Source organism: Pseudophaeobacter leonis, from assembly GCF_002087335.1.
Taxonomy (GTDB): Bacteria; Pseudomonadota; Alphaproteobacteria; order Rhodobacterales; family Rhodobacteraceae; genus Pseudophaeobacter; species Pseudophaeobacter leonis.
Genome location: NZ_MWVJ01000111.1, coordinates 1 through 26,570, shown reverse-complemented (window position 1 = coordinate 26,570; position 26,570 = coordinate 1). Strand labels below are relative to the sequence as shown.

Below are 26,570 nucleotides of genomic sequence, written 5' to 3'. Positions count from 1 at the left end.
TCGCCCTTACGCCCCTCTTAACCGCCCCCAGCGCCGTTAAGACATGCCACGACGAGATCTAAACTGCACAGTCAGACCGTTTCATCCTAAGTCCGGTCAAACCGACCTCAGACCTAACCCCCTAGGCACAGGCCAGAAAACCAGCCATGCTCTGCGGTGAAACAGCCACAAAGCCAGGAGAGATCGGTGTCGGGACATGGATATGAGGCCGGGCGGCTCAATCTGCCTTTTGTGGGCATCCCAACCTTTGGAAAATCTGAGTATATCGCCGATTGGGACGCCATCGAAGCGGATGTTGCCATTCTTGGCGCGCCCTATGATTTTGGCACCCAGTGGCGCCCCGGCGCGCGTTTTGGTCCACGGGCCGTGCGCGAGGCCTCGACCCTGTTCAGTTTTGGCCACGCCGGGGCCTATGACCACGAAGATGATGCGACCTATCTCGGCGCGGATGTAAAAATGGTCGATATTGGCGACGTCGATATCATCCATACCAAAACCGAGGAAAGCCATGCCAATATCGAATTTGGCGTCGGCAAAATCCTTGATGCCGGCGCGCTGCCTGTCACCATTGGCGGCGATCACTCGATCAACATCCCCTGCATCAACGCCTTTGCCAAAGACTGCGCCCGCAACGGCCCGCTCCATGTGGTACAGATTGATGCGCATCTGGATTTTGTCGATGAGCGTCATGGTGTCAGCCTTGGCCATGGCAATCCAATGCGCCGCGCCATTGAAAAGGACTATGTCTCAGGGATGACCCAGCTGGGGATCCGCAATGTGTCCTCAACCGCCAAAGAGGGCTATGAGGATGCGCGGGCGCGTGGCTCTGACATTCTGTCGGTCCGCCAGGTGCGCAAGTTGGGCTGCGACGCCGTACTGGAGCGCATTCCTGCGGGCGCGCGCTACTATGTGACAATCGACATCGATGCGTTTTGTCCGTCGATTGCCGCAGGCACAGGCACCCCCAGTCACGGCGGCTTTCTCTACTATGATGTGTTGGAGATTTTGCAGGGGCTGAGCACACGTGGCGATGTGGTCGGCATGATCTGGTCGAAGTGGCTCCGGCCTATGATCCCAGTGAAAGCAACCAAATTCTGGCCGCGCAGCTTTTGCTCAACTTCATCGGCTTCATTTTTCACGCGCGCCGCTAACTCCGCCGCTGATTGGCCTCTTGCGCCGGCTTTTGCTGCCAGCCAGTGTTGCCAGCCAGCCCCCTTTAGCGGCCAATCACGATATCGGCCTGCGCCCGCCAAGAGCCGCGCTTTTGCCCAGCCTGAGGGTACCGCCATGGGCGCGGGCGATATCGGTGACAATCGCCAGCCCCAGGCCAACGCCAGAGCCGAGATCCTGGTTGCGCGCCGGATCAAGCCGCGAAAAGGGCCGTACCGCATCGCCGCGCTGCGTTGCGGCAATGCCGGGGCCGTCGTCTTCTACCCGGATGCGCAGAGATTTATCTGTCAAAGCCACCGAGACCCGCGCTCTGGTGCCATAGCGCACGGCATTGGAGATCAGGTTTTCCAGAGCCCGGCGCATCGACTGCGCTCGAAGCAACACAGTACCACTGCCACTCAGCTCTCCCAGCATCACGTCTTTATCCTGTCGCCGCCAGTCCTCCACCACGGCGATGACCCGCTTTTGGGGATCCACCGGTTCTGGCTCTCCGGTCGATGCGCCCCGGGAGAAGTCGAGAAACGCATCCAGCAGCGCCTGCATCTCGTTCACATCGCGCAGCATCGGCTCGGCTTCGTCCTCATCGATCATGGCGAGGCTCAGCTTGAGCCGGGCAGAGGCGTGCGCAGATCGTGGCTAACACCTGACAGCATCAGCGTGCGCTGTTCGATCTGGCGTTCAATGCGGGCGCGCATATCGAGAAAAGCGCTGCCCGCCACCCGAACCTCGGGGGCACCGCGCGGCGAATAAGACACGTTGCGACCGCGCCCAAAGGCCTGAGCTGCATCGGCGAGCTTTTTGATCGGGCGCAATTGATTGCGCATGTACACAAAGGAGATCACCGTCATCAGGAAGCCAAAAAAAATCATGGTCACAATGAGCTGGTGAGGTGCAGCTGCCGTTAGCCGGCGCCTGTCCAGTCCAAGCTCAAGTATCCCCGCGCTGGTGTCCAGGTAGAGCAGAACCGCGCGCTTTTCAGGGAATTCCCCCGCCACAAACCCATCCAGCTCGTGTTTCAGCTTATCCCGCACCACCCGGCCGGAAAACTCGTTCCAGCTCAGCTGCTCTTGCGGCATTGGCGCTTCGGGGGGCAAAAACCGCGCCGTCATGGTCAAAGGCGCAAAAAAGGGCGCGAGCCGCTGCAGATAGGTTTCAGGATCCGAGGCCCCTGCCGCCTGTTGCTGCAACAAAGAGATCTCGCGCAGCACAGTGGTGGTCATTTGCGTTGTGACATCTTCAAGATCGCGCTTGATGAACACAATAGTGACCACCAGCTGCAAGGCCACGATGGGCATCACAAGGATCAGTGCCGCACGGGCATATAGACTACGCGGAACATATTGTTTGAGCCATTGGAAGAACATAGGCTACACTTACATGTGCAAATGCCCCCTGTGAAGACAGCCTATGAAATGCGAGCGCTCTGGTGCAATCGGGACAATACCCTCCATGGCAATGGGGCCAGCGCAGGCCCTTGTGCCCTGCTCAAGCCGCAAGAGCGTAGTAAAAAAGGCCCCCCCCCCTCAGTCTCGCCAATCCTCCCCGCACTTGCGGACCAAACGGCCCTCATCCAAACCTTGCGACCAAAAATTAAGGCAACACCCCATGCAGGCTCCAGACAATTTCGACCCAATCCCCGGCCACCCAGAGCAGCTGGAGCCGGGCGTGCGGCGCCTTTTGGCGCCCAACCCCTCTCCCATGACCTACCGTGGCACCAATACCTATCTGGTCGGCACCACGCAGCTTGCGGTGATCGATCCCGGCCCTGACCTGCCCGCCCACCTTGAGGCCATACTGGCGGCAGTACTGCCCGGGCAGACCATCAGCCACATTATCTCCACCCACAGCCATTTGGACCACTCGCCACTGGCACGTGCCTTGTCCGCCAGCTGCGGTGCGCCCGTCTATGCCTTTGGCACCGCCAGCACCGGACGCAGTCACGCGATGCAAGCGCTTGTCGATGCCGGTATGCGCAGTGGTGGCGAAGGCATAGATAGCCATTTCGCCCCCGACATTGCGCTGATGGATGGCGAGACCCTGTCCGCTGAGGGCTGGCAGCTGCAGGTGATCCACACCCCAGGCCATCTTGGCAACCACATTGCCCTTGGGCTGGGCGACGCCTGCTTCACCGCCGATCACGTTATGGGCTGGGCCAGCTCACTTGTCTCGCCTCCGGATGGGGATCTGACAGATTTCATGGCCTCCTGCAGCCGCCTGCAGGCCCGTGACTGGCGTGTCTTCTATCCCGGCCACGGCGCTGAAATTACTGAGCCACACGCCCGGCTGGACTGGCTGATCAAGCACCGTAAGTCGCGCGAGGCCGAGATCCTCGCCTGTCTGAAACAGAGCCCCGCCACGCCGAGCGAGTTGGCCCGCACCATCTACAAAGAGACCCCACCTGCCCTTTTGCCCGCAGCAGAACGCAATGTATTTGCCCATCTGGTTGACCTGATTGGACGCGCAAAAGTCCAGCCAATGGGCGCTTTGAACGAGGGAGCGCGCTTTCAACTTCTGGAGTGATAACTTTTTTCACATTTTCTGCCATTCCCCTCTGGACCTCCCCGATAGCCCTCGCTATATCGCTGAGACCGTTCCGGCGTAGCTCAGCGGTAGAGCAGTTGACTGTTAATCAATTGGTCGTAGGTTCGATCCCTACCGCCGGAGCCAAGAATTTCAAGGACTTAGCGATGACTCGCTAAGTCCTTTTTCTTTCTGAGTACAGAATAAGTACAAAAAAACTGCCCGGATCGATGACATAGGATCATTTCTCATCCATTGGCACGGGGTCGTCCGAACCACCGGCCTGCAAATGCTTTTTCTCCTCTGTCGCATATTGACGGAGAGACTTGCCCTTTTCCTTACGCTGAGTGGATCGGCGGAGCTCGAGGCGCCCGGCAGTATTGAGCCCGATCTGCCAATTCCTTCGGGTCCAATACACTCCTTCGGCCACGTCCAGGTTGTCAGGGTCGATGGTCAAGTCCGCAGCTCCCAGATACCGTTCTTCGTCAGTGATCGCCGGATTTGGCGAAGTTTGTGCGTAGACCTAGGTGAGATGTATCCGCCCAGAGTGCTGATCTTGTGCTATAATTTTTTCAAATTCATACGAAAATGCGTCACAGACGGGTCGTCGAGAGTGCACGCTTGTTGCTTGATCGATCTAAGAGACACAAGAGCTACGCAGTCAGTCCTCGCACTGTTTGCTACCCGCCATCTGCCACAAAACCTGCCTTTTCGATTGCTGAAATCGCACAGGCCTCATCGTTGTCGGAATTGTCACCGGTGATGCCAACCGCGCCCAGAATGACGCCATCGAGTTTGATCAGCACACCACCCGCCACCGGTACAAGTGAGCCATCTGACAGCGCGTTCATAGCCTGGATGAAAAACGGCTCAACCTTTGCCCTTTCATACAGCGCCCGGGATCCCAGCCCCATCTGGACCGCACCACGGGCCTTGCCCTGGGCAATTTCCGGTCTCAGCGCGCTGGTGCCATCCTCGCGGGCCAGGGCCAACAGGCTACCGCCCGCGTCCAATACGGCTATCGTCAAAGGCTTCAATCCATTGGCCTTACGCCAGCTCAGACAATCGCTGATGATGCTTTGGGCCTGTTCGAGAGTAAGAGCCATTGGCTGATCCTTTTGATTGGTCGGATTATGAGGCGATGACAGCCCGAGATTGAATGAGCGCCTTGATCTGCTCTGGATCATACCCCATTTCCCCCAGGACCTCATGGCTGTGCTGGCCCAGAACCGGGGCTGCATTTGCGACCTTTGCGGCCGTACGGCTGAACTTTACCGGATGGCCAATCGTCTGGACCTTTCCGGCGGCCGCATGGTCCACCTCGACGATCATATCGCGGGCCAGCGCCTGTGGGTCATCGTGCATTTGCAAGATGTCATTGACGGGTCCGGCGGGCAGTTTCGCCGCTTCCATGCAGCTCAACCAGTTCTGTGTCGTGTCTTGCACCAGGTAGGTGTTCAATATCTCGATCAGCGCCGGTAAGTTGCGGATACGTTCTGCGTTGGAGGCGAACCTCGGGTCCTCGTCCAGCTCGGGTGCGGCAATCACATCAAGAAGCCTTAGCCAGTTGCTTTGGTTGGCAGCGCCTATATTGATCCAGCCGTCGGCGGTCTGAAACGCCTGATATGGCGCATTCAGGGGATGCGCAGAGCCAAGCGGGTTCGGCCGCTCACCGGTGGCGAAGGCAATCGCGGATTGCCAGTATGTCTGGGTAATGGCCGCCTCAAACAGCGAGGTATCGACCTTTTGCCCAAGCCCGGTCTGCAACATATTGGCATAGGCCGCAGAGACGCCCATTGCCGCGAGAATTCCGGCATTGATATCGGAAATCGGGGCGGCAACCTTGACCGGCGGCCGGCCCGGCCCTTCGCCTGTGATTGACATCAGGCCCGACATGCCCTGCGCGATCAGGTCGAACCCACCGCGCTCGGCATAGGGGCCTGTGCGGCCAAAGCCCGAGATTTCGCAATAGATCAGGCGGGGGTTGGCTTTGGCCAGATCCTCGTAAGACAGGCCCAGTTTTTCCATCGTGCCTTTGCGGTAATTTTCGATCACCACATCGGCCTCTGCCAGCAGTTTACGCAGGATGTCGACGGCAGCCGGATCCTTGAGGTTCAGCGAGATGCCGCGCTTATTGCGGTTCATCATCATATAGGCGGCGGATTCGCCTTTGATCTCGGGAGGCACAAACCGGCGACTATCGTCGCCCGCTGGCTTTTCCACCTTGATGACGTCCGCCCCCATATCCGCCAGCATCAGGCCACAGACGGGTCCGGCCATGATATGCGCCAATTCAATGACACGCATGCCTTTTAAGGGCCCGGTCCTGTCGCTCATTTGCCTGCCGCTCGTTTGCCTGTCGCTCATTTTCCAGTCCAGACGGGTTTGGTTTTGTTGAGGAAAGCCTCCATCCCGATCCGGAAATCATCGCTCATATAGCACGAGGTGATCAGGTCGGAGTCTTCCACTTTCAGTGCGGCCCGATTGCGGCGCAGCGCTTCTTTGGTGGCCCGCAGGGTCAGGGGCGCCATACCACCGACCCTTTCGGCGAGCTCACCTGCGCGGGCCAGCAAACTGGCTTCATCTGGCAGAACTTCGCTGACCAACCCGACGGCAAGCGCCTCCTCGGCTTCGATCAAACGGGCGGTAAAGATGATCTCGCGGACACGCCCCGCCCCGATCAGCTCGGACAATCGGGCCAGGTTGCCAGCGGCACGGCAATTGCCCAGCGTACGGCCAATCGGGAAGCCAAATTTCAGCCCGGCCGAGGCAATCCGGATATCACAGGCCGCCGCAATTGAGCCACCTCCGCCGGTACAGGCCCCGTGAACCGCTGCGATCGTCGGCACCGGGCACCGCTCAACCGCCTCCAAAACCGCATCAATCTGATGTTCGTAGTCCAGCGCGTCCTGCGCTGTCTCAAAGGCGCGGAACTGGGTCATGTCGGTGCCCGCAGCAAAGGCTTTGCCGCCTGCCCCCGCAATCACCACGGCCCGCACCCTCCCGTCTGTGGGCATGTCCCGGCACAAGTGCGCCAGCCGTTCATACATCCCGAATGTCAGCGCATTGCGCGCCTGCGGGCGATTGAAGGTGATCCACATGATGCCGTCGCGGACCTCATCGGTGATTTCGGCGCTCTGATCAGTCATCGGTAGAAATACTCCACAAGGAACATCGGCACGGAGGGGACGTAGGTACACAGCATCAGAACGGCCAAGAGCACACCCACGAACCAGATGTTGACCTTGGACACCTCCCAGATATTGGCGCGTGCGACCGAACAGGCGGTGATCAGCACCGATGCGACAGGCGGTGTTTGCTGCCCAATGGCAAGATTCAGCGTCAACACCAGCCCAAAGTGCACCGGATCAATCCCGGCTGCCGTGATCAGCGGGATTACAATCGGGATCACCAGAATGATTGCTGCCGCGGAGTGCAGAAAGAAGCCCACAATCAGAAAAAAGAAGTTCAGGATCAGCAGGATCACCCATTGCTGACTGGTGATGGACAGAATGCTTTCAGCCAGTTGCTGCGGGATCTGCGCCCGGGTCAAAAAGCCGCCCATCAGCACCGATGCTGCCACCAAAAGCATGACAACCGCAGTCTGGATACCGCCATCCAGCATAGCGCTGCGCAGGTGCCGCACATCAAGGTTACTATACCAGGCCGAGACGACTATCGCGGCCAGAACCGCAAGACCCGCAGCTTCGGTTGCTGTCACATAGCCACCAAAGATGCCGCCCAGAATGATCACAGGCAGGGTGAAGGCGGGGATCGCGGCGATGAATGTCTCGCGCAGGCGGGCGAGGTTGAACGCAGCCTCGGTGGGGAAATTGTAGCGTTTGGCAAAGAAAAAGGCGAACGTCATAAGCCCCGCCGCCCCAAGCAGCCCCGGCACGACACCGGCGACAAACAACTGCTCAACAGAGGTATTTGCAGAGGCCGCATACAGGATCATCGGAATTGAAGGTGGGATGATAATCGCCAGCGATGCCGAGGATGAGGTCACTGCAGCGGAGAATTCCTTGGAATAGCCGCGCTTTTTCATCTGCGGGATCAGGATCGATCCCATCGCCGCGACATCCGCCACAGCAGAGCCGGAAATTTCAGCAAAAAACAACGACACCCCGATGTTGACCATGGCAAGTCCACCCCGGATGAAGCCGATGATCGCTGTGACAAAATTGATCAGCCTGTCGGTGATCCCCCCTGCGTTCATGATGGCGCCGGCCAGCACAAACATCGGGATGGCGATCAGGGAAAACTTGGTCGACCCGTCGTACATATCCAGCGCAATCGTGACAAGGCTATCGGGGCCTTCGGTGACCAGCAGGCCCAGAACGCCAGACATCGCCAATGCAACGGCTATGGGCATGTTGATGCAAATCATGATCAGCATCGCTACGAAAATGGCAGCCATCAACATCAGACGCGGTCCTTGTTCTTTGCAAGTTCGGTTTCGACTTCTTCATCAATTTCAGCATGTTACAGAGATATGCCAGCAGCCGTCAGCCTGAGAAACCCGGGCAGGCTGAGCATCTGACAGAGCATGAACAGGATCGCGCCAATCGGGATGATTGATTGCGTAAACTGGATGGGGACCCATGTCAGCGAAACCAGCGTGTCGCCCGCAAGGACTTCGAGAACCTGAAGACCGGCGCGGGCCATGAGGAAAAAGAACACCAGCACAATCGCCTCGCCCAACAGCAAGACCGCGACACGCATCTTGAGCGGCATAGCAAGCAGCACGGTGTCAAAGCCGATATGGCGTCGGTGCAAGGCCGCCAGCGCCGATCCGTAGTAGGTGATCCAGGCCAGCATGATGGCTGCGACCTCATCATACCATGAAAAACTCTGCCCCATCAGGCGGGCAATCACGGCCACTGTCACAATCGATGTCAACAGGAACATCAGGCCGATCGTGATCCATTCAAGCGCCCTGCTCAGCATCCGGTTGATGCGGGACAAAGTCGGGTAGGCAGCATGTTCCATATGTGGGTCAGACCTGTAGGATACCGGAAATCTCGCCCCCAAAGCCAAAAAGCGGGGGCGTGCAATTGGGGATGTTGAGGCGTATGGTCAGGCCGCAGGCAGGGTGCCTGCCGCCTGATAACCGGTCAGCCTGCTTCGCCAAGACCAAGAACTGTGTCGATCATGTCCGACCGCCCTCGACCTCATCCGCGAACTGCTTGTAGATCGGCTTGGAGGCCTCGATGAAGGCGTTCTTGTCGGTTGTATTTACCGCCCCACCCGCATCCTCAATCCCCTTCAGCAGGCTTGCTTCCAGCTCTGCCGCTTTGACATAGGTAAAGTCCTGCGTCTGATGGGCACATTCAGTCAGACCCGCCTGCATGTCGACGTCCAGTTTGTCGAATTTCTTTTTCGACATCAGGATATAGGCAGGTGTGTAGACATGGCCGGTGATAGACAGGTACTTTTGCACCTCCTGAAACTTGGCACTTGCGATCTGCGCATAGGGGTTTTCCTGTCCGTCAATCACGCCGGTCTGCAGCGCGGTAAAGACGTCCGAAAAGGCCATCGGCGTCGGGTTGGCGCCGTATTCCTGGAACATCTTCAGGCGCCAGACACCATTTGGCGTGCGCAGTTTGACACCTTCCAGATCGGCAGGCAGATTGACCGGGCGCACGTTGTTGGTGATGTTGCGAAAGCCGTTCTCAGCCAGACCGACGATGTGATAGCCGTTGGCATTTGCTGCCGCCTGAAACTTGTCCATCATCGCGCCCTGAACCCGACGCATGTGATCGCGATCTTTGATGATATAGGGCATCTCGAAGATACCAAACGTGTCATCCACCGAAGACATCACAGATGACGGCAATGAGAAGTCGACCTGCCCGAGCTTGAGCTTTTGCAGCAACTCCTTGTCCTTGCCCAGCTGAGACGACCCAAAGGTCTGAACCTCGACTGCACCGCCCATAGATCCGTTCACGCAAGCGGCAAAATTATCAACCGATGCCTCAAACAGGGATCCCGGATTGCCAACGTGGCCAAACTTTAAGGTCATATCCGCTGCATAAGCACTGGTCGCCATGCCAATGGCAGTGGTTGCTGCAAGCAGTTTTGCGATAATCTTCATGACGTTCTCCTCCCAGAGTTTCATAGATTTCGGTGGTTTCGGTGATTTCGGTTCGTCGTGGTCTTTGCCCCGTTCTGTGGAGGCATTATTTATGAGACCAATTCCATTGCCGCCTGCACACCGCCTGTTTCATGCGGGACCCCCGCCTGTTTGAGGCCCATTTCGACACCAGCCAGAGTGGCAACCAACATCAGATCGTTGAAGTCACCCAGGTGGCCAATGCGGAAAACCTTGTCGGCAACCTTGGACAGACCATTTCCAAGGGAAATATCGTAGTGCTGCAATGTGGACGCGCGGAAGGCATCTGCGCTGTGGCCCGCGGGCAGCTTTACCGCCGTCAGCACACCGCTCTCCTGCCCCTGCTTGGCGCAGAGCACTTCGAGGCCCCATTGGCGCACGGCGGCCCGTGCCGCCTTACCGTGGCGCGCATGGCGGGCAAAGACGTTGTCCAGCCCTTCTTCATGCAGCATATCAACGGCTACATTTAGCCCGTAGAGCAGGTTGGTTGCGGGCGTGTAGGGGAAATAGCCAGTCTTGTTCGGGCCAACCATATCGGCCCAATCCCAATAAGAGCGTTGCAGTCCAGCGGTCTTGTTGGCGGCCATTGCCTTGGCACTGGCGGCATTGAATGACAGGCCGGGGGGAAGCATCAGACCTTTTTGAGATCCCGAAACCGTGACATCCACCCCCCATTCATCATGCTCGTACTCCAACGAGGCGAGGCCAGAGATGGTGTCGACCATGAAAAGAGCAGGATGCCCTGCCCGGTCAATGGCTTTGCGGACATCTGCGATGGGCGAGACCGAGCCTGTCGAGGTCTCATTATGCACGACGCAAACAGCTTTGATCTCGTGCGCTTTGTCTTCGGCCAGATAGGCTTCGATCTGGTCAGGATCTGCGCCGCCGCGCCAATCCCCCTGGATAAACTCCGCCTGCAATCCCAGTTTTTCGGCCAGTTTCTTCCAGAGCGTCGAGAAGTGCCCGGTCTCAAACATCAGGACCCGATCACCGGGCGACAGCGTGTTGACCAAGGCGGCCTCCCAGGCGCCAGTGCCGGAAGCGGGATAGATGAACACATGCTGCTGTGTCTTGAAGATGCTCTTGAGCCCCTCCAGCGCCTTCATGCCGACGCGCGCGAAAGCCGGGCCGCGGTGGTCGATGGTCTGCTGTCCGATCGCGCTTAGAATTCGGTCGGGCACAGCGCTGGGGCCGGGGATTTGCAAAAAGTGGCGGCCGGCTTTTCTCATGACAATCAGTCTCACATCCAAGGTGGGTTACAGCGGCCAGGGGAGCCCCCCAGGGCCGGCAAATTCTCTTTTCAGTTGAACCAGCGTAATTTTGAATTCATAATTAAGTCAACAAAAATGATTGCCCTTAATTGCCATTGGAGCGCCTATGTCTGATCTCTTCGACGCCCTGAAAGCCCGTGTTCAGGGCGATCTCATGTTCGACAGCTTTTCGCGGGGTCGCTATGCCACGGATGCGTCGCTCTATCAGATGATGCCCTTGGGAGTGCTGTCGCCGAGGTCCGAAGATGACATCCGCGCCGCCATCGACATCGCAGGTGAACAAGGCCTGCCAGTGTTGGCGCGTGGCGGCGGTACGTCACAATGCGGCCAGACCGTGAACGAAGCGCTGGTTCTGGATAACACACAGTACTTCAACGACATTCTTGAACTGGACGTTGCAGGGCAACGCTGTGTTGTACGCCCAGGCATCGTGCTGGACGATCTCAACCGGGCGCTCAAACCACATGGGCTGTGGTTCCCCGTCGATGTCTCGACCGCGTCCCGCGCCACCATTGGCGGCATGACCGGCAATAATTCCTGCGGTGGCAAATCGCTGCGCTATGGCATGATGCGCGACAACGTGTTGTCGATTGACGCCTTTCGGGCAGACGGCAGCAAACATCATTTTGGACCCGTCGGGCCCGCCGCATCCCCCCAGCGGCACGCGCTGACGGATGATCTGCTGCAGCTTGGTGCCCGGGAGGCAGCGGAGATCGACGCCCGATTCCCCAAGGTCATGCGGCGCGTCGGCGGCTATAATATCGACGCGCTGGTGCCCAGGGACAGGCCCAACAACCTCGCACATCTCCTGGTGGGCTCGGAAGGCACCCTTGCCTATTCCACCGCAATTGAGCTGAAACTCTGGCCCATCATTTCGCAAAAGGTTCTGGGCGTTTGCCATTTCCCAAGCTTTCATCAGGCGATGGACGCCGCGCAACATCTGGTCACGTTGAACCCCCAGGGCGTTGAACTGGTGGATGCCACAATGATCGGGCTGGCCCGTGATATTCCGATGTTCCGTCAGACCATCGAGGAATTCGTAACGGGCAAACCCGACGCCCTGCTGCTGGTTGAGTTCGCCGAAGAAGACGCGAGCCTGCATGCCCAGAAACTGCGGCAACTGGACGAGATGATGGGGGACCTGGGGTTCTCGTGGTCCGGCACTGGCAAGTCCTGGGGCGGTATGACGCCGGTGCCCGATCCTGCAATGCAGGCGCGCATTGCTGATCTGCGCAGCTCCGGTCTCAACATCATGATGTCGATGAAAAGCGACGGAAAACCAGTGTCCTTTGTCGAAGACTGCGCCGTCGAGCTGCCCGACCTTGCCGCCTATACCGCTGGCCTGACCGAGATTTTCGAGCGTCACGGCACCAAAGGCACCTGGTACGCCCATGCCTCGGTCGGCTGCCTGCATGTGCGCCCTGTGCTGAACCTCAAGCTGGATCAGGACGTGGGCACCATGCGCGCGATCGCCGAAGAGTGCTTTGATCTGGTCGCGCAGTACAAAGGGTCCCACTCGGGCGAACACGGTGACGGCTTGGTCCGCTCGGAATTTCATGAAAAGATGTTTGGCCCCCGCATGGTTGCCAGCTTTGGCGAGGTCAAAAAGCGGTTTGATCCAAACGGCCTGTTCAACCCCGGCAAGATTGTCGATGCCCCCAAGATGGATGACCGCCGTCTGTTCCGCTATGGCCCCAACTACACGGTGCCAGATTTTCCGACCGGACTTGACTGGTCCGAATGGAGCGGCAGCGCCGGCGGCTTCCAGGGCGCGGTTGAGATGTGCAACAACAATGGTGCCTGCCGCAAGCTCAAGGGTGGGGTCATGTGCCCCTCCTTCCGGGTGACACGCAAGGAACAGGACCTTACGCGCGGGCGGGCCAAGACGCTGCGGCTGGCGATTTCGGGGCAATTGGGGCCCGACGCGCTGACCTCTGATCAGATGGCCGAGACGATGAAGCTCTGCGTCTCCTGCAAGGGATGCAAACGCGAATGCCCCACAGGCGTGGACATGGCCCGGATGAAGATCGAAGTGCAGGCGGCCGGGTTTCGCAAAAACGGGCTGAGCCTGCACGACCGGCTTACCGCATTCCTGCCGCGCTACGCCCCCTGGGCGGCGCGCCTCCCCTTTCTGGCCAACCTGCGCAACACGGTGCCCGGGTTGGCAAAGCTGACGGAACGGCTGACAGGATTTACCGCCACCCGCAAGCTGCCGACATGGCACAGCCACCCGTTCAAAGACCACGAGGCCAGCGGAGATGACAGCCCCAAAGCCGTCGTCTTTGCGGATTGCTTCAACCGCTATTTTGAACCTGAAAACCTACGTGCCACCCTCAAAGTGATGGCAGCATCAGATGTCCCGGTGCACCTGGCACAGGCCCCCAGAGGAGAGCGCCCGCTGTGTTGTGGACGCACGTTTCTGTCTGTCGGCATGATAGAGGAGGCAAAGGTGGAAGCGCAGCGGCTGGTGGACGCGCTGTTGCCCTATGCAAAACAGGGGCTACCCATCATCGGGCTGGAGCCCAGCTGCCTGCTGACACTGCGCGATGAGATCCCCGCTCTTCTCCCCGGTGAAGAGACGGCACAACTCGCCGCCAAGGCGCGCATGCTGGAGGAATACATCGCTGATCAAGACGACAACCCGGATTTTCAACTGCCGCTGACCTCCCCTGCCCCAAAGGTACTGTTGCACGGGCATTGCCATCAAAAGGCGATGGGCGTTATGTCCAGCATTGAAAAAACCCTGTCCCTTTTGCCCGATACGGAGATCGAGACCGTTGAGACATCCTGCTGTGGCATGGCCGGCGCATTCGGGTATAGTGCGCAAACACACGAAACATCGCGCGCCAAGGCAGAGTTGGATCTGGCGCCTGCGGTCAGGAAAGCAGACACAGAAACATTGATTGTAGCAGATGGCACATCCTGCCGACATCAGGTCGCGGACCTGACCACACGCAAACCCATCCACATGGCGCGCCTACTGGAAATGGCTCTGAAAAAGTGAGACCCCCTCCCCAATGATGCAAACAGAAAATCCTCAGGCGATCACCCGCACATCGTTGCATCACGAGCTGGTGGGCCGACTTCAGACATTGATCATCAATGCGGATCTGGAACCCGGCTCCAAGGTGCCGGAAAAGCTGCTGTGCGAGCAGTTCGGAGTCTCACGCACGCCGCTGCGTGAAGCGCTCAAGGTGCTTGCCTCAGACGGGCTGGTACGGCTCGAGCCTAACCGCGGTGCCTGGGTAACCCGCGTCACGATTGAAGAGGTCGAAGAGGTCTTTCCGGTTCTGGGCGCACTGGAGGCGCTGTCGGGAGAACTGGCCTGTCAAAACATCACCGAAGCCGAAATTGAAGCGGTCTGCGATTTGCACGAACAAATGATGCAAAGCTACAGAGAGCGTGATCTCGACGCATACTTCAGGATCAACCAAAAGATCCACCGGGCCATTCTGCTTGCAGCGCGGAACGGGACATTGACCTCCTCTTGTGAGGCTCTGTCTCTGCGCATGCAGCGGGCCCGGTACCTGGCAAATATGACCCAAGGAAGATGGCAAGAAGCCGTGCAAGAGCATGAGCGAATATTGAAGTTCCTCGTCGCACGCGATGGTCCAAACCTGGCGCGAACCCTGATGGATCATATGAATTCCAAGCGCTTGTCGGTTGTGCAGTGGCTTCAGTCGGAAGGGTTCGATGCAGGGCTGAGAGGACACAGGAAAGTTACGGAACACGGAGCAAGAGATTGACCCGGAAAACCCAGAAATAGGCCCTTGGCCAAGAGTGAGGCCGCATGCGTGATTGGGACCAGGATCGCGTATCTCCATAAAGGCCCGCCGCCATCCATAAAGGCCCGCCGCCATGTGTCGCGGCAGCATTGATGCCGGACACCTGACGACATCTGGTCATTGGCTCCAGGATCGACCTGAACCCCCAACTCAGACAGGAGGAACCGACACCTGTTTACGCGAACCGGCGCAAACATATCAAGAAACCAAACGCCCCGAAAGAAACCTACCGGAGCGGAAAGTTCTGAATTTTTCGCTTGTAAGGCGTCATATGGCAGAGGTCCACATTGGCAGGCCGACTTTGATCATTTCGCGCACGCGTCGAATGTCCCAAATCCGCCCCTCGTGTCGATCAACGCGAACGGCCCAGAGCCGCCGTTTCCCGTTCCGTTAAACGCGAAACAGCAGCTGCCCTGGGCCGGACACGCGTGTTCAGCGCAGCAGTATGATGGCTCGAGCTATGGAGCCCAAGCGCAACTTCACCATAGCAGTCAATTGAAATGAATTTCAGCGGCATAGTTCAAGGCGGCGACCACAGTTGGACTGATGGATCCAGACGTCTCTTGCACGGGCGCATCGGGCTTGTGCTGCCTCAGAGCCGAATTTTTCTATTGGTTCTGAAAAGTGTTTGGCGTCAGAATGCGTTGGATTATCACTTGAGGAGAAAAAACCTATGCTCCAGACACTCGGACTTCTCCTGGGCTGCCAGTTGCTGGGAGAAATAACTGTACGCGGTTTTGGCCTCGCATTACCCGGCCCGGTTCTGGGTCTTACACTGCTCGTGCTGATCCTCGGTGCAATACCCACTCTCGCTGAAAGGCTCAGGCCGACCACCACGGTCATCTTAGCGAACCTGTCTTTCCTGTTCGTGCCTGCGGGTGTCGGTGTGATTGGCAACTTTGAGGTTTTATCGGAAGATGGGGTCGCACTGTTGGCCATCCTGACCCTTTCGACGGTGCTCTCCATGCTGGCTGCTGTTGGAACGTTCCTTGGCGTTCGGCACGTAACCGAACGCTGGGCGCCATGACAGACGTCGCAAACCTCTGGAGCTATCTCGCGACCACACCATTGATCTGGCTCACTACAACGATTCTCGCCTATCTGGTCGCAGATGGGGTGGCGCGGCAGTTGGGCAACCCAGCCTGGGCCAATCCAGTACTTTTGTCGGTCCTCCTGATAGCACCAGTGCTCTGGCTGACACAGACAGACTACACGACCTATTTCGAGGGTGCGCAATTCATCCACTTCCTGCTCGCCCCGCGACGGTGGCCTTGGCTTTACCGCTCTGGGACAATCGGGACACTATCCGGACCTCGGTCGCGCCAATCGTGCTGGCTTTGCTTACAGGATCTATCGTCGCGGCAGGCTCGGCCATTATGCTGGCGCGTGCCTTTGGTCTGCCGTTGGAGGTCCTGCTCTCGTTGGCGCCAAAGTCTACGACCGCCCCCGTAGCTCTCGGCATCTCCGAAGCAATTGGCGGGATTCCGGCGCTGACAGCAGTGTTGGTCATTGTGACGGGGATCATCGGGGCTGTGACAGTAACGCCTTTGATGAATGTGCTGCGGATCACCGACTGGCGGGCGCGAGGTTTTGCCGTCGGTGTTGCCGCACATGGAATTGGGACGGCCCGCGCATTTCAGGTAAACCCTGTGGCAGGGGCCTATGCTGGTATCGCCATGGCACTAAACGCTCTGCTGACAAGCCTGATCGTCCCCCTGTTGGTGCGCTGGCTGGTTTGAAAGCCACACAACTCAGTCCTCAGGAGGAGTGCGGCTTGGCGTCAGGAGACTTGGCTTCAGGGCCTTGACGTCAGGGGCTTGACGTCAGGGGCTTGGCAAATGGCTGCCACCTAGAGAGCCGCGCTTATCAGCAAGGCTTACGGCCGAAAGCATGCGTTATTGGGCTGACCCTGATTTGAGGTCGAGCTCCCGATAGGATCACAGGATGACTGTGAACAAGGCAGAAAGACGATGGAGTATTTTGCCGGACTGGATGTGTCATTGTGATCTTGTGCGCTATGCATTGTAGATGCCAAAGGTGCGATCAGTCTCGGGGGCGAGTTGCCTTGTGAAGTCGATGACATCACCGACTGTTTGAAACGTTTTCCACATCCAATTGTTAGGATCGGGTTTGAAGCGGGCACCAAAGGATCGCCCCACGGCACGCGATAGCCCAGCGACCAGGACTCTTCACCCAGTCCCCAGCCGACAATCTCAACCTCGAGCCGGTCGCTCTGCATGTCGATGCCCGCCGTCACGACCCCCACGCCCATCGGCGCCGGGGCGGCAAACTCCGTTGCCCGCCCTTTGCCACAGCAAGCCGACCGGGTGCCCTTCGCTGGTGCGGTCATAGCCATCAGTCTCGTCGCAAACGATGAAGGGCGCAGACCGGCCCCGCATGGTCTTGGGTGATCCGGACCAGCTGAACATGAGGAACCCGCCCGGGTAGCTCTTCATACGCTGGTTGTTGACGCCATCCCGGCCGCGCGGTTTGGAAAAGTCAGCTCGGACGTTCACGCACTGTCTGCCTCCTGGTCGCCCTCGCCCTCCGGGTCCAGCGCCAAGTCTGCTTCGTTGATCAGATCGCTGTCAGCCAGCACCTCGAGCCGTTGGTCGATCTCTTCCAGCAACACCGCTTTGAATGTCGTCTCATCTGTTTCGCCAATCAGGCGCCGCGCGGCACGACCGGGCAGCACATTGCGCATGCCTGCACGCACCTCGCCAACAGCTTTGACCAGGGCCCGCTCGAGCTGTTCAACCGGCACCACTTCATCTTTGGCTTTCGCAAGATCCAGCTCGGCTTGCTCGGTCTCGGCCGCCAGCTTGCGCAGCAGTAACTCGTCTTTGGTGGCATGTGTGATGTGGCTCGTCTCGGATATCTGCGCGCCGGTTCTGCAGCCCGCGAACGCGTTTGCCGCCCGTCATGTTGGTCGCTTTGAGCCCTTTCCCGCCAAGTCGCAGTATACCAGCGAAAGGCGGCTTTGATGATCGGCGAGAAGACTTGCTCGCATAAAGCGGCGGCGCCCCATGATTTCATCTGGTTGCAGATCGCGACAATTACGACCAGGTGTGGTCAAACGGCCGCAGGATGTACGGCCGCTCTTGTAAAAAACGACCTGCCAGGCCTAATCTCTGCCGGTTGGCACGAATGCTTGTTTCATTTAGCTTCTGCTGACACCTTTGTTCTTCGGCGGGCTCTTATGAAAAACACTTCAGATTCGACAAAACGCATCGGCACGCTAGAAGCCAGTCTGCAGGCTATCCTGTCGTCGGCAGTCGATGCGATTATCATTATTCGCCATGACGGCACCATTGAGACAGTCAACGAAGCGGCGGCAGATCTCTTTCAGTACGACATCGGGGAGTTTCTTGGACAGAACGTAAAGTTTTTGATGCCGGACACGCATCGGTCCAAGCATGACGAATACCTGCACAACTACAACACGACTGGATTCCGCAAGATCATTGGTTACGGGCGCGAGGTCACCGGGCAGCGCAAAGATGGCTCCATTTTCCCGATGCACCTTTCTGTCGGCGAGTTCGAAGACAATGGGACAAAGTACTACACGGGGATCATCCACAACCTTTCAATGCGCAAAGATGCCGAACAAGCCCTGCTACAAGCTCAGAAGATGGATGCGATCGGTCAACTTACCGGCGGCGTTGCGCATGACTTCAACAACCTTCTGACGGTTATTGTTGGCAACTTGGAACTCATGGAAATGCAAATGGGCAGCTTCGCGCATTCAGATCTCCTGAAGGAGGCCCTGGAAGCTGCCGATTTGGGTGCACGTCTGACAGAACGTTTGCTGGCCTTTGCACGGCGCAGCCCGCTTGAGCCACATGTTGTGGAACTGAATGGGCTTGTGGGAGGGTTGACTGATATGTTGCAACGTACCCTTGGTGCAACAATTGAACTGCAGACCGTTCTCTCCCCCGCTCCTTGGGCCGTAAGAGTCGATCCCACGCAATTTGAAAGCGCCATCGTCAATCTTGCAGTCAACGCCCGTGATGCGATGCCGCGGGGCGGGAAGTTGATTGTCGAGACACGCAATGTAGCCCTTGATGAGGACTATCTCGCCGAGGAATTGGGTCTTACCAAAGATGACTACATTCAGATCTCTGTGACTGACACAGGATCAGGCATGCCCGACGAGGTTATACGGCGGGTTTTTGAACCGTTCTACACAACCAAAGACGTCGGCGAAGGGACTGGATTGGGTCTTTCGATGGTTTATGGATTTGGAAAACAATCCGACGGCCATGTCCCGATCTCCAGCGAGTTGAGTAAAGGGACGACGGTCAATCTCTACCTTCCCCGACATCGGGACAGTTCAGCCCTATCCGAAAAACAAGAGGCAGACCTCCACCCACAAAGCGCGACGGGTGGAACGATCCTTGTTGTCGAAGACGACGAGCGCGTCCGCCGACTGACAAGAGCGCGGCTCGAAGCTTGGGGATACCGGGTGCTGGAAGCTATCCACGGCCCCGCCGCAATCGAGGTTCTCGCCGAGCAAACTGACATTGATCTTGTATTCACTGACCTGGTGATGCCCGGCGGCATGTCAGGATATGAGGTCGCCCAGCATGTTCAGGACACGCGGCCTGATATAAAGGTCTTGCTGACTTCAGGCTACGCAGAGGAGCTTATGAATGGCGACAAGCTGACGGAGCGGAGTTTGAAATTGCTTCGCAAGCCTTACCGCCAGGCAGCCCTGGCTGAGGCAATCAACGGCGCTCTTGAGGGGTAGCTATTTCCCACTAGGCTTCACATTGGTTGCAAGCATGTATCCGACGCCGCGCACCGTCTTGATAAGAACGGGTGCGGCGGGGTCGCGCTCTATCTTTTTGCGCAATTTGGCCACTTGATTGTCAATCGTGCGGTCCACCGGCGACCCTTCAGTGCCGTGCAACAGGTCCATGATCCGGTCACGGGATAAGATTTTCTTTGGGTTACGGAGAAAAACCGCCAGCATTCGAAAGTCGCCACTGGTCATCTCTACCAGGGCGCTGTCGCGATCCAAAAGTTCAAAGCGATCCAGATAGGCAGTCATGCCATCGAAGATCACCCCTTCCTCGAAGTCTTCGGCAGCAATATGGGTGTCAGGGGCTTCCGGCACTGTTTTTGCCGCGACCTCAACGCTGCCTGTGCGTCTTAAGACAGAGCCAACACGGGCCAGAACCTCGCGGACATGAAACGGCTTGGTGATGTAGTCATCAGCCCCAACCTCAAGTCCAACAACGCGATCAATAACATCATCGCGCCCTGTGATCATAATAATGGGTATGTTGGAGTTCTGACGGATGCGCTTGGCGATCTGCAGGCCATTCTCACCGCCTAAATTTACGTCAAGCGTAATAAGCTTCACATCATGCGCGCTGATTGCCTCAAGGGTACGGGCCTCATCTTCGGCTTCGATGACATTGAAACCGTCACTCTCCAGGCATCGCTTCAGAAGCAATCTTACCTTTGGCTCATCATCCACGATAAGGATTGTGTTTGAATTCACCGGTGTGTCCCCTGCTAAAGTCGTTGTACGAACGACAACGCTATGCCGCGATTGCCATTGTAGATCAAGAAGATGTCAAAAGACTACAAAACTTTACAAAGCGGCGGGATCCCCGCTTACATTCGCAAGTCAAGGTCATCCTAACAGAACAGGGAGACGACCAATGTATATTTCCAGCGCAACCGATTTTGAAAACTCAGCAACCTAAGTTTCATCCGCCATCGTTACCCGCAAAAACCTGTCGAACATGCAGACGCGCAGGCTGGAGGCCGCACAGAACCTGTTCCGCGAAGGGGATGATGTGCGACACATTTATGAAGTAACCAGCGGGGTTCTTCGCTTGACCAAAGTTCTCGAAGACGGTCGGCGGCAGGTGATCGCGTTCGGATATCCCGGAGATATCGTGGGATTTCCGCAAGACGGCATGTACCACACTGAATGTGATGCCATTTCTTCCGCCGAGGTTGTTGTGCACAGCGTCACTGACCTGGAAAATGGTGATCGCAACCCCGAGCTGCACCAGCGGCTTGTGAGAGCAGCGCTGAAAGAGATCGGCGCGATGCAGAGCCATTTCATCATGCTTGGCAGAAAGACCGCCAGCGAAAAAACAGCGTCGTTCCTGTCTGTGCTGATGGAGCGTACTGGCAAGCCTCTGGGTGCATATACCCACTTTGAATTCCCGATGACCCGCGCCGATATCGCCGATTTTCTGGGGCTGAGCGTAGAGACAGTGAGCCGAACCATCTCTTTGATGCGGAAAGCGAAACTGATCGCTTTGGAAAGCTCGAAGTCAGTTGTCGTTCTTGATGAGGACGCTTTGTGCGATATGGCTGCCTAGTGATCATCCATCAATTTTAACGCGCTGGCTGTTCCCTCTATGGCTGTTCCTTCTATGGGAGGTTCAGCTATGGGGGGGTTCAGCTATGGGGGGGGGCGCGGCTATAGGAGGTCCTTCTATGGGAGGTCCGGGCGGCGGCAAATGTCAGATGTGATCCAGACGTCGGCGCCAGACAAGCCTACGTCAGGATCACATCTGACACTTTTCTGCGCGGCGATGGTTCAGGATTGTCAGCCGCCCGGCCTACACGCAGCAGGATTTGCGGATATCCTGCAACGCCTGAGGCTTTCGCCAGTTTCAAACGCAGCTCGGCGACTTCGATGGGTTGATTAAGATAAGACGCCGAATAGCCAGCCGAGGTAAGCTTCAGCAACATCCTGCTCAGAGCACGCCCTATGTTGAGCCAATCATCAGCGGTATCTGAATGGCTTGCAAGCTAGGCCAGAGCAGGTGACCCGCTCAGTATCTTCTGTTTATCGGCGGCAGCGACACTACTCCCAAGATCAAACGTGCGGATCACAAAACGTGCTGCGGGAGTAAGGACATCAGGCATATTGAACGCTGCGCCGGACATACCATCCCCATGGCCGAGCCTGGATGAATGGGTCCAAGACGCCAGTTCACGCCGAAAGCTTGGATCATCAAACTGAAGACGGTCGCCCTCCGCAACCAGATTGGCGATCGCTTCGACAGAGGCACTGTCTTCAAAGAACTGAACGTTCGCGCCCGCGCTTTCGACGATATCGCGGCATCCGGACATCAGGTCACGCGGAAGGTCTTCCATGAAATAGGCGCTCGGTCGGTGCGGCGGTTCTTGATTGCATTGAACAGTGCAATTTCACCAGCATCAGGCTGCGCGCCTTCCGTTACTGTGATGCGAACAAGAGATCGCAGAACTTCGGGATCCGGGGAGGTGGCCACTGTGGTTTCCAGGCAAAAACGTCGCGCTGCGGCTTCAAAGATTCCAACTGCAGCTCCGCAACTGATTGCGAGTTCTCTGTCGTGAGGATCAACAACGGGCAGCGGCCGCGTCCGATCAGCAAGAACATCGACCCAATCCGGCCCCGTGGCAAAGGACCAGGGCTGAGTGTTGTGCCCTGAAGGCGCAAGTGCGGCATACCCAATGAGAAAACGGATTCGCTCTTCAAGAGTTCCGTTTGAAGGGAAATCTACGTCGGATCGTAGCCATAGGTCATCTGAGGCCGCCATCTTTGCTGTCGCTCTCTCACTGGTTTGGTTCAGCGAAGATACAAGAAATTTGGAATGAACTCTTGATCTAGCTCAATTACCACGTTGTCTGGCGGTGCAAAGGAACGTCTAACGGTTTGCGAAAGAGAATGGCCTAGCCATGTTGCCCACTCTTTCAAACGAGAGTGCTTTCTAGTGCAATGGGTCGGTACAGATTCTGCCTTCGTCCTTTTTGTGAAACTGCCCTGTAGGGTGCCCAAGAACCCAACTTTGTCGAACTTCCGCAATGGGCTCGAAGCGGAGTTGCGGCGGTGCGGCACCCAGTTTTCGGCAGTAATCGCCCCTGGGGGGGGGTGCTCTGATGACTGCTGTCAACCCAAGGGAGACGTAGCTCAAAATGTTGGATAAGTTAAATGCAGACGCCTGTCTGAGATGAGGCTTGTGATCTATTAACAGACAAGGCCTACTTTCATGGTTCGAGGCCATTTTGCATTCCCGCTTGATCGGTCGAGTTCGCTGTGATGCTATTCCTAAGAGATTTATCGACTTCTTTGCGCGAAAAACCCGATGCGAATGGCAGCCACAAAGGACATAAACATGACACGAGAAAAGTACGGCTGCGCCTGCTGCACCGGTGGATTTCACAACATGTTCATGCAAAACAAGGCTTTCCAGGCTATGGCAGGCGAAGTCCAGAACACCGAAGGGTGGTCGTGCAACTGGGGAATTGATTTCACCCAGATGGGGCGCCGGGACTTTCTAAAAACCGGCGCTGCGACTGCAAGTTTGGCCGCCCTGTTGCCGAGTGGAGCCAAAGCTCAGAGCAATAGGACAACGGTGTTTACGGGTGGGACCGTTTTGACGGTAGATCAGGCGTTCTCTGAAGCGGAAGCGATTGCCATTCGTGGCAACAAAATCTTGGCTGTAGGGAGTGACAGTGAGGTGCGTGCCCTTGCTGGAGAGACTGCACAAATTGTTGATGTCGCGGGCAAGATCATACTGCCTGGGTTTATCGACCCTCATACCCATGTAATTTCTGGCTCCGTCGTGGATAGCATCATGGATTACGTAGGCATGGCGCGTTACACGACGACCGATGAGGTACTCGCCCATATCTCCGCGCGGGCAGGTGAAACACCTGCCGGAGATTGGCTGGTTTTCCGCAACTTTGATCCGGCCGTGCAGGACGGCCCCGGCGCACTGACTTTCGCGGCGCTTGACGAGATATCGACCCAACACCCGATCTTTGTTTTGAATGCTTCCGGACATATTGCCTATGCAAACACCACTGCATTTGAGGTGTCCGGCATCGGACACGACGTCCTGGATCCTCCAGGGGGGGAATTCGAGCGGGATGCTGCTGGCAAACTCACTGGAGTGATGAAAAACAACGTGGCTTTCCTGAAAGTCATTTCAAACTACCCTGCGATGGTAGAGGCCGCCCCGGTGGAAGGCCTGATCACACTGCTCGGAAAATGGTCTGCACTTGGCATGACAACGGTCTCCGAGCTCAGCCTTGGTGCCCTGTCGCAGACACCTGCTGATGCACAAGTCATGGCTGCCGCGGCGCAAACCGGACGGCTAAATGCGCGGCTGCGCGCCTATCCGTTTTACACCGTTGGCGCGGAGGCCTGGGACGCGGCGGGCATCCATCAGGGCGACGGCACTGCGATGGCGCGTATCGCTGGCTATAAACTCGTTGCTGATGGATCTAATCAGGGCTTCACCGGCCTTCAGCGCGCGCCGTACCTCAACAGCGACGACCACGGACTCGCCTATATGACACCTGACGATTTGACAGCTGCGGCGCTTGAACGGGCTGAAAAGGGCTGGCATCTGGCTATCCACGGCAACGGCGATGCTGCCATCGACAATATTCTCGACACTTGTGAAGCGCTACGGTCTGCAGGCATCGACATGTCGAAAGTCCGGCCGCGGATCGAACACTGCTCTATCCTGCATGACGCGCAGATCGCCCGGATGAAAGATCTCGGCGTCTCCGCCAGTTTTTTGATTGGGCATGTCCATTATTGGGGTGTGGCAATGCGCGACGAAGTTTTTGGCGAAGAAAAAGCACAACTGCTCGACCGGTGCCGCAGCGTCGAAGAGGCCGGAGTTGGCTTTACGCTGCATTCTGACTTTATGGTGACTGACCCGAACCCTCTTCACATGATTGAAATGGCTGTGACTCGCCGCACTTGGAAAGAGCCCGACTACGTTTTGGCACCACAAGAGACAGTTTCGGTTGAAACTGCGATCCGCGCCCTAACCTCCGAAGCCGCATGGCAACTCTTCTCGGAACACGAAGTTGGCAGCCTGGAGCCGGGAAAACTCGCGGATATGGTGATCCTCGATCAGGATCCGCGCCGCGTCGCTCCGGACGCGATCAAGAACATCAAGGTGCTGGAGACCTGGATGGATGGTCGCCAAACTTTTTCTGCCTAAAGATTCAAGCGTATGTGTTGTTTCGATCTGATCTAGCCACAGCGGTTAATCGAGGAAAAAGAACTGGTCACGAGCAAGGTTGCACCTGGCCAGTTCTTCTGTACCCCGCTTTTTCCTTCGTTCAGAATACCTGAGAACTCCAACACACTTGCACGGGCGTCAGACGGCCAATCGAAATGTTGTGCGAAATTTCTCTATCTGCGGCCGTTAATTCAAGGGTATATTTGGGTCTCATCGGGTTCATGGTTCTCTCCGAGGTCGGCGTTGCCGCCTCATAATGGCGTCGGGGACTGGTGCCTCAAAAAGGTCCGCTGCGAGGTCGCCTGAGTTCAGGCGCATCGAGATTCGACAGCGAGGTCATCCGGCCGCCGTCCCGATCATTGCCCGGCAGGCGATTGCATAGCAATCTGCCGAGAGGGGGGCGTCTTTACACCCGGACGGGCGTATTCGGTTTGGGCTATCTCATGCAGGCAGCTCCTCTTTGGCCCAGGCGAAGGTCGTACCATCGCGCCAAATGCGGGTCATGATGACAGCCAGTTTTCGCGCCGTCGCAACGATGCGCTTATTTCATTCCCCTTCGTGCGACAAGCCGCATTGCCCATGCTTTGAGCGGTGAGACGCGCGACACCCGTTGGATCAAGATATTTGCTGCCTCATAAAGCAGTTTGCGCATGGCCCCATCCCCGCGTTTTGAGATGCGCCCTGACCAATCTGTTTCACCAGATTGGTATCGCCTTGGGGTCAAGCCCAGGTAAGCGCCGACATCTGTTGCTTTACGGAACCGCGCCTCATCGTCAATTGTCGCGATGAAGCTGAGGCTGACAATGGGGCCCACTCCGGGAATGCTGGTCAGCCGCCGCGCCAGAGGGTTGTTCTTGGCAAGGTGCTGGACCTTCGCATCAATCGCGGTACTTTCAAGACAAACAGTTTCATGCACAGTGATCAACTTCATGCACAGTGATCAACGAGGCGAAGATCATCTGCAAACTTTGGTCCCCCTTGATCGCCGTACCAACCTGATCGCGGAAGCTCTTTCGGCTGCAGCCCGCATTGACCGGCCCAAGCCGGATCCCATAGGCCTTCAAAAGACCCCGCACTTGCCCTTCGATGTCAATCCGAATGCGGATCAATCATTCTCGTGCCGAGAGCATGAGGCGCAACTGATCGCTCGCCTCACTCTTCACGTGCACCGCGCCGTACCAACCCGTGCGGGCCAACTGCGCGAGCCCGACAGCGTCTGATTTATCAGACTTATTTACCCGCGCTGGCGCGCGCTACCTTCAACTGCGACTCTTGTTATAAAACAATATGTTATCTTACGGGAGGAATCGATATGGGAGCCGTTTATACGCAGCTGAGTATCACAGAACGACGCAGAATAGAACGTTGGAGACATGCAAAAGTCCCTGTCGATGAAATGGCGCGTGTTTTGAAGCGCTGAAGGTCGACGATATTATTCCGTGAGTTGAAGCGCAATCATTTCAGCGATGAGAGCATGCCAAAATGCGATGGCTACTACGGTGCTGCGGCTCAGCTGATGACGGCAGATCGACGCGCGCGGGATCGCAAGTTGATCAAATACCCTGAACTGTGCAAACGTGTGATCGAGCGGATTAAGGACGGATGGACCCCCGAGCAAATCGGTAACCGGATGATCCAGGAGAATGCGCCGTTGCGGGTCTGTCAGGAAACGATTTACCGATACATCTACTCGAAAGAAGGCATGCGC

Annotated in this window: 23 protein-coding genes, 1 tRNA gene and 4 pseudogenes; 11 read left to right on the top strand and 17 right to left on the bottom strand. The window is 57.2% G+C overall.

Going from position 1 to position 26,570, the window contains the following annotated elements; all coding sequences use genetic code 11:
• The first annotated feature begins 186 nt into the window (after positions 1–186).
• Positions 187–1,151, top strand: a pseudogene (speB, locus tag B4968_RS20755) (agmatinase).
• A 65-nt stretch (positions 1,152–1,216) separates the two neighbouring features.
• On the opposite strand, the pseudogene B4968_RS25420 reads toward speB, so the two are convergent.
• Positions 1,217–2,534 (bottom strand): annotated as a pseudogene (locus tag B4968_RS25420) (ATP-binding protein).
• A gap of 241 nt (positions 2,535–2,775) precedes the next feature.
• On the opposite strand from B4968_RS25420, the gene B4968_RS20745 reads away from it, so the two are divergent.
• Positions 2,776–3,690, top strand: coding sequence for an MBL fold metallo-hydrolase (locus B4968_RS20745; RefSeq protein ID WP_083101152.1), 915 nt, complete (start codon positions 2,776–2,778; stop codon positions 3,688–3,690).
• Positions 3,691–3,762: 72 nt separating this feature from the next.
• Positions 3,763–3,837 (top strand) — tRNA-Asn (locus tag B4968_RS20740).
• A 94-nt stretch (positions 3,838–3,931) separates the two neighbouring features.
• Here the strand turns inward: B4968_RS20740 and B4968_RS20735 are convergent.
• The 8 genes from B4968_RS20735 to B4968_RS20700 all read right to left on the bottom strand — a co-directional run bounded on the left by B4968_RS20735 (position 3,932) and on the right by B4968_RS20700 (position 11,034).
• The gene (locus B4968_RS20735) at positions 3,932–4,147 is read right to left on the bottom strand and encodes a hypothetical protein (protein WP_083101151.1); all 216 of its coding nucleotides are present in this window, start codon (positions 4,145–4,147) and stop codon (positions 3,932–3,934) included.
• Positions 4,148–4,370: 223 nt separating this feature from the next.
• Positions 4,371–4,796 (bottom strand): GlcG/HbpS family heme-binding protein, encoded by a 426-nt coding sequence (locus B4968_RS20730; protein ID WP_083101150.1) that lies wholly within the window; start codon positions 4,794–4,796, stop codon positions 4,371–4,373.
• A gap of 25 nt (positions 4,797–4,821) precedes the next feature.
• The gene (locus B4968_RS20725) at positions 4,822–5,997 is read right to left on the bottom strand and encodes a CaiB/BaiF CoA transferase family protein (protein ID WP_241525893.1); all 1,176 of its coding nucleotides are present in this window, start codon (positions 5,995–5,997) and stop codon (positions 4,822–4,824) included.
• A 56-nt stretch (positions 5,998–6,053) separates the two neighbouring features.
• Positions 6,054–6,839 carry an enoyl-CoA hydratase/isomerase family protein gene (locus B4968_RS20720; RefSeq protein ID WP_083101148.1) on the bottom strand — a complete coding sequence of 262 codons (786 nt, stop codon included), beginning with the start codon at positions 6,837–6,839 and terminating at the stop codon, positions 6,054–6,056.
• Positions 6,836–8,116: a TRAP transporter large permease gene (locus B4968_RS20715; RefSeq protein WP_083101147.1), complete on the bottom strand. Its 1,281-nt coding sequence runs from the start codon at positions 8,114–8,116 to the stop codon at positions 6,836–6,838. The genes B4968_RS20720 and B4968_RS20715 overlap by 4 nt, the downstream gene beginning before the upstream one ends.
• A 59-nt stretch (positions 8,117–8,175) precedes the next feature.
• Positions 8,176–8,682, bottom strand: a complete 507-nt coding sequence (locus tag B4968_RS20710; RefSeq protein WP_083101146.1) for a TRAP transporter small permease — start codon at positions 8,680–8,682, stop codon at positions 8,176–8,178.
• A gap of 160 nt (positions 8,683–8,842) precedes the next feature.
• On the bottom strand, positions 8,843–9,787 hold the full coding sequence (locus B4968_RS20705; protein WP_139792953.1) for a TRAP transporter substrate-binding protein: 945 nt from the start codon (positions 9,785–9,787) through the stop codon (positions 8,843–8,845).
• An 89-nt stretch (positions 9,788–9,876) separates the two neighbouring features.
• Complete coding sequence (locus B4968_RS20700; protein WP_083101145.1) at positions 9,877–11,034, bottom strand: pyridoxal-phosphate-dependent aminotransferase family protein; 1,158 nt, start codon at positions 11,032–11,034, stop codon at positions 9,877–9,879.
• A 148-nt stretch (positions 11,035–11,182) separates the two neighbouring features.
• Between B4968_RS20700 and B4968_RS20695 the strand changes: the two genes are divergently transcribed.
• The 4 genes and pseudogenes from B4968_RS20695 to B4968_RS20680 all read left to right on the top strand — a co-directional run bounded on the left by B4968_RS20695 (position 11,183) and on the right by B4968_RS20680 (position 16,600).
• A complete protein-coding gene (locus B4968_RS20695; protein WP_139792952.1) occupies positions 11,183–14,080 on the top strand; it encodes an FAD-binding and (Fe-S)-binding domain-containing protein in 2,898 nt (965 codons plus the stop codon).
• 13 nt (positions 14,081–14,093) lie between these two features.
• Positions 14,094–14,822 carry a GntR family transcriptional regulator gene (locus B4968_RS20690; RefSeq protein ID WP_083101144.1) on the top strand — a complete coding sequence of 243 codons (729 nt, stop codon included), beginning with the start codon at positions 14,094–14,096 and terminating at the stop codon, positions 14,820–14,822.
• Positions 14,823–15,534: 712 nt separating this feature from the next.
• Complete coding sequence (locus B4968_RS20685; RefSeq protein WP_083101143.1) at positions 15,535–15,888, top strand: CidA/LrgA family protein; 354 nt, start codon at positions 15,535–15,537, stop codon at positions 15,886–15,888.
• Positions 15,885–16,600 (top strand): annotated as a pseudogene (locus B4968_RS20680) (LrgB family protein). Before B4968_RS20685 ends, B4968_RS20680 begins: the two are co-directional and overlap by 4 nt.
• Before the next feature lie 137 nt (positions 16,601–16,737).
• Here B4968_RS20680 and B4968_RS24905 read toward each other — a convergent pair.
• Genes B4968_RS24905 through B4968_RS20665 form a run of 3 tightly spaced genes read right to left on the bottom strand, consistent with a single transcriptional unit; the run spans position 16,738 to position 17,625 of the window.
• The gene (locus B4968_RS24905) at positions 16,738–17,133 is read right to left on the bottom strand and encodes a terminase gpA endonuclease subunit (RefSeq protein ID WP_338153324.1); all 396 of its coding nucleotides are present in this window, start codon (positions 17,131–17,133) and stop codon (positions 16,738–16,740) included.
• Complete coding sequence (locus B4968_RS23855) at positions 17,075–17,317, bottom strand: phage terminase large subunit family protein (RefSeq protein ID WP_241525896.1); 243 nt, start codon at positions 17,315–17,317, stop codon at positions 17,075–17,077. The genes B4968_RS24905 and B4968_RS23855 overlap by 59 nt, the downstream gene beginning before the upstream one ends.
• A 56-nt stretch (positions 17,318–17,373) precedes the next feature.
• Positions 17,374–17,625 (bottom strand): hypothetical protein, encoded by a 252-nt coding sequence (locus B4968_RS20665; RefSeq protein WP_338153323.1) that lies wholly within the window; start codon positions 17,623–17,625, stop codon positions 17,374–17,376.
• 219 nt (positions 17,626–17,844) lie between these two features.
• Between B4968_RS20665 and B4968_RS20660 the strand changes: the two genes are divergently transcribed.
• Complete coding sequence (locus B4968_RS20660; protein WP_241525892.1) at positions 17,845–19,611, top strand: PAS domain S-box protein; 1,767 nt, start codon at positions 17,845–17,847, stop codon at positions 19,609–19,611.
• Here the strand turns inward: B4968_RS20660 and B4968_RS20655 are convergent, their stop codons facing one another.
• Positions 19,612–20,370 (bottom strand): response regulator, encoded by a 759-nt coding sequence (locus B4968_RS20655; protein ID WP_083101140.1) that lies wholly within the window; start codon positions 20,368–20,370, stop codon positions 19,612–19,614.
• A gap of 247 nt (positions 20,371–20,617) precedes the next feature.
• On the opposite strand from B4968_RS20655, the gene B4968_RS20650 reads away from it, so the two are divergent.
• Entirely contained in the window at positions 20,618–21,208 is a 591-nt protein-coding gene (locus B4968_RS20650; RefSeq protein ID WP_139792950.1) for a Crp/Fnr family transcriptional regulator, read from the top strand.
• 178 nt (positions 21,209–21,386) lie between these two features.
• On the opposite strand, the gene B4968_RS20645 is transcribed toward B4968_RS20650, so the two are convergent.
• Genes B4968_RS20645 through B4968_RS23320 form a run of 3 tightly spaced genes read right to left on the bottom strand, consistent with a single transcriptional unit; the run spans position 21,387 to position 22,417 of the window.
• A complete protein-coding gene (locus B4968_RS20645; RefSeq protein ID WP_083101139.1) occupies positions 21,387–21,584 on the bottom strand; it encodes a hypothetical protein in 198 nt (65 codons plus the stop codon).
• Positions 21,585–21,644: 60 nt separating this feature from the next.
• On the bottom strand, positions 21,645–21,992 hold the full coding sequence (locus B4968_RS20640) for a hypothetical protein (RefSeq protein ID WP_083101138.1): 348 nt from the start codon (positions 21,990–21,992) through the stop codon (positions 21,645–21,647).
• On the bottom strand, positions 21,968–22,417 hold the full coding sequence (locus B4968_RS23320) for a hypothetical protein (protein WP_139792949.1): 450 nt from the start codon (positions 22,415–22,417) through the stop codon (positions 21,968–21,970). Before B4968_RS23320 ends, B4968_RS20640 begins: the two co-directional genes overlap by 25 nt.
• Positions 22,418–22,969: 552 nt before the next feature.
• Between B4968_RS23320 and B4968_RS20630 the strand changes: the two genes are divergently transcribed.
• On the top strand, positions 22,970–24,841 hold the full coding sequence (locus tag B4968_RS20630; RefSeq protein WP_241525891.1) for an amidohydrolase: 1,872 nt from the start codon (positions 22,970–22,972) through the stop codon (positions 24,839–24,841).
• A 562-nt stretch (positions 24,842–25,403) separates the two neighbouring features.
• Here B4968_RS20630 and B4968_RS20625 read toward each other — a convergent pair.
• Positions 25,404–25,793, bottom strand: a complete 390-nt coding sequence (locus tag B4968_RS20625) for a transposase (protein ID WP_083101136.1) — start codon at positions 25,791–25,793, stop codon at positions 25,404–25,406.
• 381 nt (positions 25,794–26,174) lie between these two features.
• Here B4968_RS20625 and B4968_RS26320 point away from each other — a divergent pair.
• Positions 26,175–26,570, top strand: a pseudogene (locus B4968_RS26320) (transposase); the annotation flags it as partial.